This window comes from Anabaena catenula FACHB-362 (assembly GCF_014698735.1).
Classification (GTDB): domain Bacteria; phylum Cyanobacteriota; class Cyanobacteriia; order Cyanobacteriales; family Nostocaceae; genus Anabaena; species Anabaena variabilis_A.
Genome location: NZ_JACJTQ010000005.1, coordinates 190,600 through 205,083, shown reverse-complemented (window position 1 = coordinate 205,083; position 14,484 = coordinate 190,600). Strand labels below are relative to the sequence as shown.

Genomic DNA, 14,484 nt, shown 5'->3' with positions numbered 1-14,484 from the left:
GGCATCTCTAACGCTTATTTTAGCGTACCAGCCAGCTACCTTTGCATTGGGGCATCTCACTTTTAAAAGCAGTGGCAGTAACACTTTAGCTATTTCCGGAGATGTCTATTGTTCGCAAGTCCCTGACTGCAAGCTGCGAAGCTACAAAACTTGATTTACTTCAAAAATACGGTATATCGATAGATTTACAGTGGTATAATATCCGAAATTGTATTAAAACATAGTATTGGCAGCCAAATACAGGGGTTTCTCCAGCACACCCATTCCCACGAAGTGCAGTCGTTCTGACCATGAGCGAAAAAAGGAGAATCATCTATCTTGCAGGGAGTCAGAGGTAATGATGAAATTAGCTGGTTATCAAATAGGTGAGGAAATCTACCTTGGGAGTAGAACTTTGGTGTATCGGGGGATGAAGGAAGAAAACCAAAAACCCGTAGTGATCAAACTATTGCGGCGTGAGTATCCCAACTTTAATGAATTAGTGCAGTTCCGCAATCAATATACCATTACCAAAGATCTCAATATTCCCGGTATCGTTAAAACGTACAGCCTAGAAAACTACCAAAACGGCTACGCCCTAGTCATGGAAGACTTTGGTGGTATTTCCCTCAAAGAAGATATGAAAAAATGGGGGGATAAGGGAATGGGCGGAATTAAGGAGGGATTGAGCAAATTTTTCGTCATTGCTATTCAAATTGTCTCCATTTTGGAAGAACTGTATCACCATCGAATAATTCATAAAGATATTAAACCTGCCAATATTTTGATTAACCCCAGCACCTTAGAAGTCAAATTAATCGACTTTAGTATTGCTTCCTTGCTTAAAAAAGAAACTCAAACTCTCACCAGTCCCAACGTTTTAGAAGGAACTCTGGCTTATCTGTCTCCAGAACAGACTGGACGGATTAACCGTTTGCTTGACTATCGCACCGATTTCTATTCTTTGGGAGTCACTTTTTTTGAACTTCTCACGGGACAACTTCCCTTTATTAGTGATGATCCGATGGAGTTAATACACCATCATATTGCCAAGTATCCACCTTCTGTACATAGTCTTAATCAAAATATTCCTCTAGTTCTGTCGGAAATTATTAGTAAACTGATGGCAAAAAATGCCGAAGATCGTTATCAGACGGCTTATGGACTTAGATATGACTTAAAAAGATGCTTAGATGATTGGGAAGAAATAGGAAACATTGATGCTTTTGAATTAGGACAAAGGGACATTTGCGATCGCTTAATTATTCCCGAAAAACTCTATGGTCGTCAAGCAGAAGTAGAATTATTACTCACCGCCTTTGAGCGTATGTGCCTAGGAAACAAAGAAATCATACTTGTAACTGGATTTTCTGGAATTGGCAAAACGGCTTTAGTCAATGAAGTTCATAAACCTATAGTTCGAGCTAGAGGTTACTTTATCAAAGGGAAATTTGACCAATTTCAGCGCAATATTCCCTTTTGGGCATTTGTACAAGCCTTTCGAGATTTAATGGGGCAACTGTTAACTGAAAGTTATGCTCAATTACAACTTTGGAAAATCAATATCCTTTCTGCTTTGGGAGAAAATGCTCAGGTACTCATCTCTGTAATTCCTGAACTAGAACAAATTATTGGTAAACAGCCTCCAGCACCCAAAATATCAGGTAATGCATCTGAAAATCGCTTCAATTTGCTATGGGAAAAATTGATTCAAGTTTTCACTACTAAAGAGCATCCTTTGGTGATATTTCTAGATGACCTACAATGGGCAGACTCAGCTTCTTTAAGATTAATGCAATTGTTGATGAGTCAAACAGGTACTAGCTATCTATTATTGATTGGTGCTTATCGAGATAATGAAACTTCAACTGCACATCCATTGATATTGACTTTAGATGATATCCGCAAACATAAAACAATAATAAATACTATTACCCTAACTCCTCTCAATCAATCTGACTTAAATAATTTAATTGTTGATACTTTAAACTGTCCAATCACATTATCCCTACCATTAACCCAATTAATTTATCAAAAAACACAAGGAAATCCTTTCTTTAGCAATCAGTTTCTCAAATCTCTATATGAAGAAAGTCTGATTACTTTTAACTTGAACAGTGGCTATTGGCAGTGCGATCTTGCTCAAGTTAAAGCTTTAGCTCTCACCGATGATGTAGTAGAATTCATGGCACTACAAATAAAGAAATTACCACAAGCAACACAGTCAGCCTTAAAATTAGCTGCTTGTATTGGCAACCAATTTGATTTAGCTACATTGGCAATAGTTAATCAAAAATCTCAAGCCGATACAGCAATAGATTTATGGCAAGCTTTACTAGAAGGACTCATAATTCCTAAAGATGAAATTTATAAATTTTTTCAATATGATTCCGAACTTAGTAGTCAATGGACAGGAAAGACTAACTATGAAGAATTAACATTTACTTACAGATTTTTACATGATCGAGTACAACAAGCCGCGTATTTTCTAATTCCTGAAAATGAAAAAAAATCGACTCACTTAAAAATTGGTAACCTATTGTTAAATAATACTCCTGAGCAAGTCAGGAAAGAATATATTTTTGAAATTGTTAATCAATTAAATATTGGAGTAGATTTAATTACCGCAGAAACAGAACGAGATGAATTAGCACAATTAAATTTAATCGCTGCTAAAAAAGCTAAGTCTGCTACTGCATATTCAGCTACAATTAAATATTTAAACACAGGTATAGAACTACTACCTGTTGATAGTTGGAACAGTCATTATGATTTAACCCTGTCACTGTATGTAGAAGCAGTGGAAACAGCTTATCTCAGCACAAATTTTACCCTGATGGAATATTGGGCTGATATAGTCTTGAAAAATGCCAAAATAGTCCTAGATATAGTGAACGTATACGTAGTTAAAATTCAGGCATATATTGCACAAAACCAACTTTTATTAGGAGTAAAAACTGCTCTACATATTCTGAAATTATTAGATATAAATTTACCTGAAAATCCCACCTTAGAAGATACTAAGCTGAGGTTAAAAGCGACAGAGTTAACTTTGATGGGAATGGAAACTTATGATCTCATAAATTTACCCGAAATGAGCAATCCCCAATATATAGCAGCTTTGTCAATTTTATCAAGTATGTTTTCAGCTGTTCGTGGTGCTTGTCCAGCAATGTCTCCATTAATTATATTTGAGCAGGTGCAGTTATCAGTTAAGTATGGTAATGCCTCTTTTTCTTGTCTTGCTTATGCTACTTATGGGACAACTCTTATTAATTTAACAGGAGATATTAATACTGGATATAAATTTGGTCAACTAGCGTTAAATCTGTTATATCGACTAAATGCTAAAGAACTTCAAGCTAGAACCATTTCTCCTGTTAATTCTTTTATTACACATTGGAAAGAACACTTGAAATTTACTTTACAACCTTTACTAACAGGATATCAAAGTGGCTTAGAAAATGGAGATTTAACTGGTGCAGCTTGGTGTGTTTTTGTATATTGTTTCTATTCCTATTTTTCTAGTAAAGAACTACTGACTATCGACAAAGAAATGACAGTTTATACTAAAGCACTTTCTGAAATGAAACAAACTACACCTTTATATTATTTACAAACCTATCATCAAACAGTTACAAATCTATTAATAAACTCTGAAAATCCCATCGAATTAAAAGGTGAAATCTATAATGAAGATGTAATGCTTCCTGTTCATCAGCAAGCAAATGATCGTTCAGCAATATATCACTTATATATCAATAAAGTTATTCTTTCTTATCTTTTTTGTGAATATCATCAAAGTATAAAAAATGCCGATACTGCTGCACAATATATAGAAGGAGTTATAGGCACATATATTACTGTTCTTTTACCTTTTTATGATTCTCTAGCACGTTTAGCTGTGTATCACCACACAGAAATAACCGAGCAGAAACAAATTTTAAATAAAGTTAAACATAATCAAGAAAAACTGCAAATATGGGCGCATTATGCGCCAATGAATCATTTACATAAATTTTATTTAGTAGAAGCAGAGCGTTATCGGGTACTTGGAGAAAATGTAGAAGCAATGGATTATTATGATCGTGCTATTGCTACAGCTAAAGAAAATGAGTACCTCAATGAAGAAGCTTTAGCTAATGAACTTACGGCTAAATTTTATCTAGAGTGGGGAAAAGAAAAAATTGCTCAAATTTATTTAAAAGATGCTTACTATAGTTATGCTCGTTGGGGTAGTTTAGCAAAAGTTAATGATTTAGAAAAACGCTATCCAGATTTACTAAGTCTAATTCTGGGAATCGAAAAAATTCCTCCAGTTCATAGCAATTATATATCTATTTATAACACCATACAAAATCCAGTTTCTAGCAGTATTAATGTTGTAGAAACCCTGGAGTTAACAACAGTAATGAAGGCATATCAAGCCCTAACTAGTGAAATAGAATTAGATAAATTACTTTCCAAAATACTCCAAGTTTTAATTGAGAATGCTGGTGCTGAAAAATGTACTTTAAGTTTACTAAAAAATGACACTTTAATTATAGAAGCCGTTGCCAAAATGGGCGAAGTAACTGTTCTTGACTCTATCTCTATTGAAGATAGCCAAGATATTCCTATTACTTTACTTAACTATGTATTTCATACTCAAGAAACTTTGGTAATAGATGACGCAACTATCGAAAATAAATTTGCATCAGATCCTTATATTATTAGCCAGAAACCTAAAAGTTTATTGTGTACTCCTATTATCAATCAAGGAAAAATAATCGCTATTCTTTACTTAGAAAATAATCTCACAACTAGGGCATTTACAAGTGATAGACTCCAAGTAATTCAACTATTATGTTCCCAAGCTGCTATTTCTTTAGAAAATGCTCGTCTTTATCAGCAGTCTCAAGAATATGCTCAAAAACTCAAAAATTCTTTAGAAGAACTAAAAGAAGTGCATTTGCAGCTTGTACAAAGTGAAAAAATGTCTGCATTAGGTAATCTTGTTGCTGGGGTTGCTCATGAAATCAATAATCCCGTCAACTTTATTTATGGTAACTTAACTCCAGCTAATGAATACATCCAAGATTTAATCAGACTTATAGAGCTTTATAAAAAACATTATCCCGAACCTATTCCAGAAATTCAAGATGAAATAGAAGCCATAGATTTAGATTTTCTCATAGCGGATTTATTTAAACTACTAAGTTCTATGAAAATTGGTAGTCAAAGAATTAAAGAAATAGTTCTATCTTTGCGAAATTTTTCTCGATTGGATGAAGCAGAAATGAAAGCTGTGAATATCCATGATGGAATTGATAGTACAATAATGATTTTACAAAATCGTCTCAAGGCTACATCTCATCGGTCAGCAATTGAGGTAATTAAAAATTATGGTAATCTACCAGCAGTAGAGTGTTATGCAGGACAACTCAATCAGGTATTTATGAATATTTTAGCCAATGCTATTGATGCTTTGGAAGAATCAATTACTACTAGTAAGTTGTCAAAAATTGATCAGCCACAGATTCATATCCATACAGAAATAAATAACAACCAACAGGTAATAATTCGGATTATAGATAATGCTTTTGGAATTTCTGAAAATGTGCATAAGCGCTTGTTTGAACCATTTTTTACGACAAAACCCGTGGGTAAAGGCACAGGGTTAGGTTTATCTATTAGCTACCGGATTATTACAGAAAAACATAAAGGAACTTTAAAATGTATTTCTGCCCCAGGTATAGGAACAGAATTTGTAATTGCCATTCCCTTAAAATAGAAAAATTTAAGCTGTTATCCTAAAACAATACCCCTCTCCGCCACCGGAAAGGGGTAAATCACAGATGAAAACTCAGCACTACCTAATAAGCATCTTGCAACTCATAGAAATCAGGCGAAATGTAATCCTTACGTAAAGGCCAACCCACCCAATCTTCCGGCATCAAAATCCGCTTCAAATTGGGATGACCTTCATAGATAATGCCATACATATCGTAGGACTCACGCTCTTGCCAGTCCGCAGTCTTCCAAATCCAGTAAACTGAAGGCACAGAGGGATTTTCTCTAGGTAAGAACACCTTCACCCGAACTTCTTCTGGCTTATCAGCATTATCACTTACCTTCACCAAGTGATAAACACTCACCAATTCTTGTCCTGGCCCCAAGTCAATACCTCCTTGAAACTGGAGATAATTAAACCCGTAGGCGTACAAAGCTGTAGCGGTAGGAAGTAAGAAATCTGCTGCTACCTTAATAATCTCTACCCCATTCACGTCTGGGGCTAAGGATTCATGGTCAAAACCATTTTCTGTCAACCACTGAGAAACCTGACCAGCTGCAACTATCGACTCTTCTGCTGCTGGAACTAAATTAGATTCTTCTTCAGCCACGCTTTTCTTCCTCCTTTGTCTTTGCTGTCAGTAGCGCAGGTGGTATGGGCATACCTATTGCTTCCGTCAATTCCTTCGGTGGAGTAAAGCGGGTATCTGACTGCATATACTTACCAGTTAAAATCATTGGTACTGGTTTCAAGTTATGAGTCGTGCTGTAATAGCGGTGAGTTTGCTTAATTTGACCCCGTTCTTGCATGGAATCATTGGCAATTTTCTTCCGCAACTTAATAATTGCGTCAATAATCGCTTCCGGACGGGGAGGACAACCAGGTAAATACACATCTACAGGAATCAGCTTATCAACTCCGCGCACAGCACTAGGAGAATCAACGCTGAACATTCCGCCAGTAATTGTACAAGCACCCATAGCAATTACATACTTGGGTTCGGGCATTTGTTCATAAAGACGCACCAATTGAGGAGCCATCTTCATGGTAATTGTTCCCGCAGTGATAATTAAATCGGCTTGGCGAGGGCTAGAACGGGGAATTAGACCAAAACGGTCAAAGTCGAATCGAGAGCCAATTAAAGCCGCAAATTCGATGAAGCAGCAAGCTGTACCAAACAGCAAAGGCCACAAACTAGAAAGCCGCGCCCAGTTGTAGAGGTCATCAACGGTGGTTAAGATGACGTTTTCTGACAGTTCTTGAGTGACAGTAGGGCGCTCAACAGGGTTGATGATGCGCTCTTTGTCCTGGGTGGTTATGTTAGAATTCAAGACCATTCCAAAGCTCCTTTACGCCATGCGTAAACTAAGGCGATTACGAGAATCGCAATAAAAATCAGCGCTTCAATAAACGCCAATAAACCCAAATGGTGGAAAGCAACCGCCCAAGGGTACAAAAACACAGTTTCTACGTCAAAAACGACAAAAACTAGTGCGAACATATAGTAGCGAATGTTGAATTGAATCCAGGCTCCGCCAATGGGTTCCATTCCAGATTCATAAGTGGTGCGCCGTTCCGGGCTGAAGCTACTAGGTCTGAGGAGCTTGGACGCTGAGAGCGCCAGGGCAGGTACTAGGCTACAGAGGAGGAAGAAGCCTAGAAGATATTCGTAACCGCTAAGGACAAACACAATGGATATCTACCGCTGATGGTGCAATTGAAATGGATATTGTTCTTTTACATTATATCTTTTCAGGCTTTCTGAAATCGTGGAAATTGACACACTGAGCGTATGGTGTTGATTTGCTCGCCAATTAGTCGCCAATAAATTTAAAAATGCTCATGCAGTTTTTATGAATAGCAAGAACTGGGTGGTATTGAACCACTGCTATCGATAAATTGAGGGCTGGGTGAATAAATTGACAATATGAATTCCTCCATAAAAGCTAATACTTACAATAGAGAAACCTATGAATGCATTGCCAAAGCGATCGCATTCATGCAGAAAAATCATCTGCACCAGCCTGACTTGCAAACGGTAGCTCAACACGTACAACTGAGTGAATATCACTTTCAGCGCTTATTTACGAAATGGGCAGGAATCAGTCCCAAACGTTTCTTGCAATATCTTACGGTTGAATATGCAAAATCCAAAATCATTGAGACTAAGAGCCTTTTATCTCTGACTATGGATGTGGGGTTATCAAGTCCAGGACGTTTACACGACTTATTTGTGAAGCTAGAAGCCATGTCACCCGGTGAATTTAAATCCGGGGGTGCTGGGTTGAAGATTTGGTATGGTATTCATGAAACCCCTTTTGGTGATTGTCTCATTGCCAAAACAGCGCGTGGCATCTGCAATCTTCATTTCCTGAATGCAGGGGATGAAGAAACTGCTGAACATACCCTGCGGAAAGAATGGAAAAATGCGGAAATCATTCACAATCAGCAAGTGACAAAAGAAACAAGCGATAGAATTTTCCAGCCAGTTGCAGAAAATAGTCCTCCATTAAGTGTTCACGTGAAAGGAACTAACTTCCAGATTCAAGTTTGGCGATCGCTGCTGAGAGTTCCCTGGGGAGGGATTACCACCTATAAGGGTTTAGCAGCATCAATGGGTCGTCCAACCGCTGCTAGAGCCTTAGGTAACGCAATTGGAAGTAATCCAGTTGCCTACTTAATTCCCTGTCATCGGGTGATTCGAGAATCGGGTGAGATGGGTGGTTATCGGTGGGGATTAGAACGTAAGACTGTCCTTCTCGGATGGGAAGCCAGTCGAAATCAGCTAAGTTAAACCGTATAATTGCCTACCACAATTTTCTGATGACGTTTGATGGACTCAGCTATTTCAAACATCAATGGACTATCCCGTTCTAAATTGAATGGAGTCGCATTTTTCCAATCATAAAACCATACTGGCTTTCGTCGCTTCTCCTCTGGCTCGATCGCATATCTTGGAAAAACATGGGCGTGTAGTGCTGCCTCACTGTTACCTAAGATTTCGTAATTGATGCGGGTAGCACCAGTGACTTCCAGCAGTGCATCTCCCAATAATGTCATGTCTCGCAAGAAGTTTAGACGCTGATCCATTGTTAAAGCATTTAGGTCTGGAACGACAGGATCGGGTAGCAAGAGAGAGTAACCCCGCAAAAACTGCACATCCCCAAGTACTACCCAACCTGATCCTACACGGCAAATTACCGTTGAATTAGTTCCCTGACGTGCGGCCTCAACTCGATCATGAATGAGAGTGGACATATAAAATTACTAAATAGAAAAGCCTAACAAATATGTCATAATTTGTAACGTATCTTTAAGATTTGCCCTCTGGGAGGCTTTAGCCATGAGCGAACAAGCTGAACAAGCTGAACAAGCTATTGAAACTCCAGTTTTAGATAGGTATGAATGTCGCTCTTGCGGTTACGTTTATGAACCGGAGAAAGGAGACGACAAAAATGATATTACCGCTGGGACACTGTTTGCAGAACTACCTGTCAGTTGGCGTTGTCCAGTTTGTACTGCTAACAAGGTAGCTTTTGCCAACATTGGTCCTGCGGGTACAGCATCTGGTTTCAAAGAAAATTTAGGTTACGGCTTAGGCGTTAATACGCTGACACCAACCCAAAAGAACATCCTGATCTTCGGTGCTTTAGCCCTTGGTTTCTTGTTCTTTATCAGTCTTTACGGCTTACAATAAGAACCGGTTTTCACAAATACCTTACACAAATTTAGAAAAGACTAAGAAATACTGATGCACTCAATTGTAAAAAAGTGGCAAGGAATTTTTGCCGCGTTAATAGTAGTTATAGCTTGTATAGGTTGTAGCAAAGTTGCCTCTATCAGCTACAATCCCTGGCAAGTTATTAATGTGCCAACAGAGGCGAAACTATTCGATATAGGCTTTACTGGTAATTCCCAGCACGGTTATTTAGTTGGTAGTAATGCTACCTTATTGGAAACCAAAGATGGTGGAAATACTTGGCAGCCTCTCAAACTAGAACTGGATGATGAAAGGTATCGCTTTAACTCAGTCAGTTTTAGTGGGAATGAAGGCTGGATTGCTGGAGAGCCTTCGTTGCTGCTACATACTACTGATGAAGGCAAGTCTTGGTCACGTATTCCTTTAAACGAGAAGTTACCAGGTAGCCCAATTGCGATCACAGCCTTGGCTGACAATACAGCCGAAATGGCTACTGACGTGGGTGCTATCTATCAAACTACAGATGGTGGTAAAAACTGGAAAGCACAAGTCGAAGCTGCTGTTGGTGTGGTGCGGAACTTAGAGCGATCGCCCGATGGCAAGTATATTGCTGTTTCTGCCAAAGGTAGCTTCTACTCTGTCTGGGAACCAGGACAAGCCGCTTGGGAACCCCATAACCGTCTGAGTTCTCGACGGGTAGAAAATATGGGTTTTGCTGAAAATGGCCAGTTATGGCTGTTAGCACGGGGAGGTCAAGTTCAATTTAGCGATTTGACTAAACCAGATGAATGGCTAGATGTAGAATATCCAGAATTGGCCACAAGCTGGGGTTTACTAGATTTAGCCTATCGCACACCCAATGAAATTTGGATTGGTGGCGGTAGTGGTAATCTATTACGCAGTACCGACGGCGGCAAAACCTGGGAAAAAGACCGGGAAGTGGAAGGAGTGGCCGCTAATTTTTACAAAATTGTATTTTTTAAGCCAGACCAAGGTTTTATCATTGGCGATCGCGGTATTTTGCTCAAATATAACCCCAATGCAGAACCAGCCGACCAACCAGAGGCTGCTTAGTTACACCCAGGGTTAAGTGATGATACCCTTTTCTGAGAAGAACGTTGCAAGTTGTAACTCTTTCTAAACTTTGTAGGATAATAAACTCAATACTAGTTTTCGTGAAGGTAGTGATTTAAATGGCAGGTACCACTGGAGAGCGTCCGTTTTCGGACATTATTACCAGCATTCGTTACTGGGTAATTCACAGCATCACCATTCCAGCTTTATTTGTTGCTGGTTGGCTATTTGTCAGCACCGGACTGGCTTATGATGTGTTTGGCACACCCCGTCCTAATGAGTATTTCACACAGGTTCGTCAAGAAGTGCCAATTGTGAAAAACCGTTTTGAAGCTAAAAAGCAAGTAGAAACATTTATCGGAAAGTAATTTGAAATCATGACTAGCGGCAATAACATCAATCAACCAGTTACCTATCCAATTTTTACGGTTAGATGGCTCGCAGTTCACACATTAGGTGTGCCAACTGTCTTCTTTTTAGGAGCGATCGCCGCAATGCAGTTTATTCAACGCTAGGAGCAACTCATGGAAAGATCGCCTAATCCTAATCAACAACCAGTTGAATTAAACCGTACCTCTCTGTACCTAGGACTGCTATTAGTTTTTGTTCTAGGGATTCTATTCTCCAGTTACTTCTTTAACTAACTGGAACTGTCTTTGCTAATTTCTGTTGATTTGTTCTTAAGGGAGGAGAAAACAGTGTCTGGAAGTGGAAGAATTCCCCTGTGGGTCGTCGCTACGGTCGCAGGTTTAGGTGTAATTACTGTTGTAGGTATTTTCTTTTATGGAGCCTACGCTGGAATCGGTTCTTCATTGTAATGATAAGCTGATCCGAATTTTTGTTTAAAAAACAACAAAAAAAACCGCCTGTCTGTTTTAGATAGGCGGTTTTGCCATTAAAAATTGGGGCAGGGGGCAGCAGGGGGCAGTAGGTAATAATTTCTCCCCATCTCCCCATCTCCCAGTCCCTAATTAGGCGATATCTTCGCTTTCAATATATGAAAATAGAAATGCGAAGACTACTGCTGGCAAAACTAGACCAGTCAGAGGTACGAAAATGGAAGGCAAAAATGAAGAATAGGCCAAAATAGAGGGCAAAAATGAACCTGACATAGTAAAAGTCCTCTTAAGTCACACTACAATTCTGTTAGGAGCTTACTGTAAAATTCTGCCTATTTTTGCAAATTCTCAAGATTTTTAACACAGACGTTTACATACCCAGCAGTTGATCGAGTTCCATACTCGGTAAATCGGGAGGAATCACAGTTTTGACTAATGTAACTTTGCGACTTTCCTGTTGGGTAGTTAGATCAAGCGCGATCGCTTCCACACGAATTTCCACACAGCCGAAAGGCACAACTAACTGAGTTACCGCTTCCCAATTTCCCCAGGGAGTAGGTCGCAAATCTTTAAGCAGATGAGGTCCATCTAGCAAACCGCGAGTTTGATAATCTTCAACCCATAACTTAACTGCCATCCCTGACCATACCTCAGACAGTTCTAAACGCACTTTCACAGACTTTCCAGCCAGCAATTCACCATTGGGCATAAACAGTTGAGGTGTTGGTAACGATGCCAGCAAAGGACTAAATATATCTACTAGTGGTTGTTCTTGTGTTTCAGGAGACTGATTGTTGTTATCATTTGTCAGTGGAGTATAGATATCGTCTAAAACGATTTCTTGGGATAACCTAGCATTATTACTCTGGAGTGGACTAGGAGGTAGTGTTTGTTCTTCTTCTGGTAGTGATTCCCCAGTATCTAAATAAAGATTTTCTTCAGTATTATCTACATTTAGCTCCTCAACTGCCGAATTGTCTTCATTGAGAGTTAAAGGCTGCTCTTCATTTGACTCATGAGTATGATCATCTTCGTATACTAACTCCATACCTTCTGGTAAAAAGTATCCTTGGCTCTGCATCCACTTTTTAATTAAAGGTGATGTATCTGGAGTATTTGCTGTGATTAATTCTTCGCTGTCTAGAGTAGGAACTTGAGCCGCAGCATTTTCGCTCAATTCGACATCAGACTCATCTGAAGACAGTGGATTTTCTTCTTCAGGTGCGATAGCTTCGCTCTCTTCTATACGTTCGCGGAGCGTGTCGTAGACAGAGGCTTCGCCAACGAGACGCTCCGCGTAGCTTGCTTCCCCGGAGGGGTACGCCGTAGGCATCGCTTCATTGAGCGTATCCCTATGGGTAGCGTCTTCTACGGAAGGTATGGCTACCATTGGCTGAGACTCATCTGAGATCTGAGGTTCTAAGCTATCTGGGGTATTGCTTTTGACTTCTTCTGGGGCGGGTGTTTTTAATCGTTTTAAGTAAGGTAAAGCAGTTTTTATCTGTTTGATCACCAACTTGTCCAGATTAATTGGAGCTATCTTCCGCGCTATCTTGACAGTTCCTTCCGGTGTCAGAGAATCTGCAACTACAGAATTAGTAGCAATGGCATCTTTTTGACTCCTAGGCAGCTTCGGTAGTTGTGGTGAAAGCCTATCCAAAAAAACTGTAGGTTTAATTTGCGGTGGTAGAGGTTTACTTGGAGATGGTTTCAAGATGTGAAACTGGGCTAGTTTTGGCTTCTTGCCCAAATTGAAAAGTTCTAAACCGATACTGACAGGTTGTTCTGGCTTGCTGGCTTCCACCTGGGTTGATGGCTGATTGCTGTCAGTTAATAAGTCTGGTGTGATTGATTTTTTGCTTCTAACTGTCAGTAATTCTGTTACATCTGCTGTAATTGTAAAAGCACTGCTGCCTAAGAGGATGACTTCACCACCATTCGTAATTGCGCCATATAAACTCATATCTGCCAAAATCAACTTCGATTCACACTCAGTCGGAATATCAATGGCGGTACTAAATTTAAAAGGCAGCGTTTTAGCTGTTAAAGGCTGCTTGACTTGAGTTAAGATTTTTGACTCTAAAGGCGATCGCAGTTCGATAACTAGTTGCAGCTGATCAAGGGTTGGTGTAGATAATATTTCCGCTTCCAGATTCCCCGTTTCTGCCAATTCCACGTCCCCATTTACCGTTATGGGTTTTCCCCAACTAGCAATGTAGCTATCCCGTTCTAAAGATAGTTTGATTGGTGAAAGTGGTGATATTGAGCGAAAATCCTCAGATAATTGCTCCTCTTCCAAGGATTCCGAGGTGGGTAAAGCCAAATCTATTAAGCTTTGTAAAATCTGTTCTGCTGTCTCGCCTTTAACCCAGACTGGGCTAACAGGCTGATTAATAATTATATCTTCTTCAGTTTCTGTGAAAACATCCTGGATGTCCAAATTCTCGTTTGGAGTAATCCCAGATAGATTTTCTCCATCTAATTCCTGATCGAGAATACCTAGCTTTGGTTGCTCACTTAATTCTAGGGGTAAAACTTTGATAGTAAGCGTGTACTGCCAGGATTTACCCAGCATATGCGTCATCAAGTCGCCAGAGCATCGTAACTCCCAAATTCCCGGTTTGAGATCAATAAAGGGAATTACAGCCATAAGTCCATCTGTATTGGTGCGACGCAAACGCTTAAAAATTCTCCGTTTGGGGAGAACTTCCTGGATTGACGAATGAGTTACCCGCACTTCTACATCTGTATTAGCAAGGTGAGAACGAGCCAAAACCCTATACTTACCTGCCAAAATTTTTAGAGTTGGCGATTCCAGGGTTTGCCAAGTGCGATCGCCCTGTTTCTGTATCAGAAATTGCCAGTGTTCCATTGTGAGTAATGCCCAAACCGAAGAGTCGCCGATTAATATTTTGCATTAACTTGCTTGCAAGTTTAACTCAGGAATACGTAATTGCATCACTTATCTTGGCTCTAGACATCTACTATTGCCTCTCAAGACAGTTGAGTTAAGAAAAATCGTAAGTTAAGTGGAACACAGTAGAGTGCTAACGCAAGGCTAATAAAGAGTCTGCTGTTTGACATACCCATCAGACAAAAAAAACGATAGACTCATTACA

At 39.4% G+C, this 14,484-nt stretch carries 14 protein-coding genes; 8 read left to right on the top strand and 6 right to left on the bottom strand.

The genetic code is table 11. The annotated features are described in order from the left end of the window. The first annotated feature begins 337 nt into the window (after positions 1–337). Positions 338–5,752, top strand: a complete 5,415-nt coding sequence (locus H6G68_RS06195) for an ATP-binding sensor histidine kinase (protein WP_190905845.1) — start codon at positions 338–340, stop codon at positions 5,750–5,752. 82 nt (positions 5,753–5,834) lie between these two features. On the opposite strand, the gene H6G68_RS06190 is transcribed toward H6G68_RS06195, so the two are convergent. The 3 genes from H6G68_RS06190 to ndhC are packed head-to-tail and all read right to left on the bottom strand — an operon-like array spanning position 5,835 to position 7,442. Then, positions 5,835–6,362 carry an NAD(P)H-quinone oxidoreductase subunit J gene (locus tag H6G68_RS06190; RefSeq protein ID WP_190905844.1) on the bottom strand — a complete coding sequence of 176 codons (528 nt, stop codon included), beginning with the start codon at positions 6,360–6,362 and terminating at the stop codon, positions 5,835–5,837. Beyond that, entirely contained in the window at positions 6,355–7,089 is a 735-nt protein-coding gene (locus H6G68_RS06185) for an NADH dehydrogenase subunit K (RefSeq protein ID WP_071189531.1), read from the bottom strand. The genes H6G68_RS06190 and H6G68_RS06185 overlap by 8 nt, the downstream gene beginning before the upstream one ends. Next, positions 7,080–7,442 carry a photosynthetic/respiratory NAD(P)H-quinone oxidoreductase subunit C gene (gene ndhC, locus H6G68_RS06180; protein ID WP_127055227.1) on the bottom strand — a complete coding sequence of 121 codons (363 nt, stop codon included), beginning with the start codon at positions 7,440–7,442 and terminating at the stop codon, positions 7,080–7,082. The genes H6G68_RS06185 and ndhC overlap by 10 nt, the downstream gene beginning before the upstream one ends. A gap of 237 nt (positions 7,443–7,679) precedes the next feature. Here ndhC and H6G68_RS06175 point away from each other — a divergent pair, with 237 nt between their 5' ends. After that, positions 7,680–8,546, top strand: coding sequence for a methylated-DNA--[protein]-cysteine S-methyltransferase (locus H6G68_RS06175; RefSeq protein WP_190905843.1), 867 nt, complete (start codon positions 7,680–7,682; stop codon positions 8,544–8,546). Here H6G68_RS06175 and H6G68_RS06170 read toward each other — a convergent pair. After that, entirely contained in the window at positions 8,543–9,010 is a 468-nt protein-coding gene (locus H6G68_RS06170) for an HIT family protein (RefSeq protein ID WP_190905842.1), read from the bottom strand. The two genes, H6G68_RS06175 and H6G68_RS06170, sit on opposite strands and share 4 nt — an antisense overlap. Before the next feature lie 85 nt (positions 9,011–9,095). On the opposite strand from H6G68_RS06170, the gene H6G68_RS06165 reads away from it, so the two are divergent. The 6 genes from H6G68_RS06165 to H6G68_RS06140 all read left to right on the top strand — a co-directional run bounded on the left by H6G68_RS06165 (position 9,096) and on the right by H6G68_RS06140 (position 11,344). Continuing rightward, complete coding sequence (locus H6G68_RS06165) at positions 9,096–9,449, top strand: rubredoxin (protein WP_127055223.1); 354 nt, start codon at positions 9,096–9,098, stop codon at positions 9,447–9,449. Between the two features lie 54 nt (positions 9,450–9,503). Further along, positions 9,504–10,526, top strand: a complete 1,023-nt coding sequence (locus tag H6G68_RS06160; protein ID WP_190905841.1) for a photosynthesis system II assembly factor Ycf48 — start codon at positions 9,504–9,506, stop codon at positions 10,524–10,526. A 119-nt stretch (positions 10,527–10,645) separates the two neighbouring features. Beyond that, complete coding sequence (gene psbE, locus H6G68_RS06155) at positions 10,646–10,894, top strand: cytochrome b559 subunit alpha (RefSeq protein ID WP_016949289.1); 249 nt, start codon at positions 10,646–10,648, stop codon at positions 10,892–10,894. A 9-nt stretch (positions 10,895–10,903) separates the two neighbouring features. After that, positions 10,904–11,041 carry a cytochrome b559 subunit beta gene (gene psbF, locus H6G68_RS06150; protein WP_015115279.1) on the top strand — a complete coding sequence of 46 codons (138 nt, stop codon included), beginning with the start codon at positions 10,904–10,906 and terminating at the stop codon, positions 11,039–11,041. Between the two features lie 9 nt (positions 11,042–11,050). Continuing rightward, complete coding sequence (locus tag H6G68_RS06145) at positions 11,051–11,170, top strand: photosystem II reaction center protein PsbL (RefSeq protein WP_084776858.1); 120 nt, start codon at positions 11,051–11,053, stop codon at positions 11,168–11,170. A 54-nt stretch (positions 11,171–11,224) separates the two neighbouring features. Beyond that, a complete protein-coding gene (locus H6G68_RS06140; RefSeq protein WP_016949290.1) occupies positions 11,225–11,344 on the top strand; it encodes a photosystem II reaction center protein J in 120 nt (39 codons plus the stop codon). 153 nt (positions 11,345–11,497) lie between these two features. Here the strand turns inward: H6G68_RS06140 and psaI are convergent, their stop codons facing one another. Then, entirely contained in the window at positions 11,498–11,638 is a 141-nt protein-coding gene (gene psaI, locus H6G68_RS06135; protein WP_083389547.1) for a photosystem I reaction center subunit VIII, read from the bottom strand. A gap of 97 nt (positions 11,639–11,735) precedes the next feature. Continuing rightward, a complete protein-coding gene (locus tag H6G68_RS06130; RefSeq protein WP_190905840.1) occupies positions 11,736–14,237 on the bottom strand; it encodes a hypothetical protein in 2,502 nt (833 codons plus the stop codon). Positions 14,238–14,484: the final 247 nt, after the last annotated feature.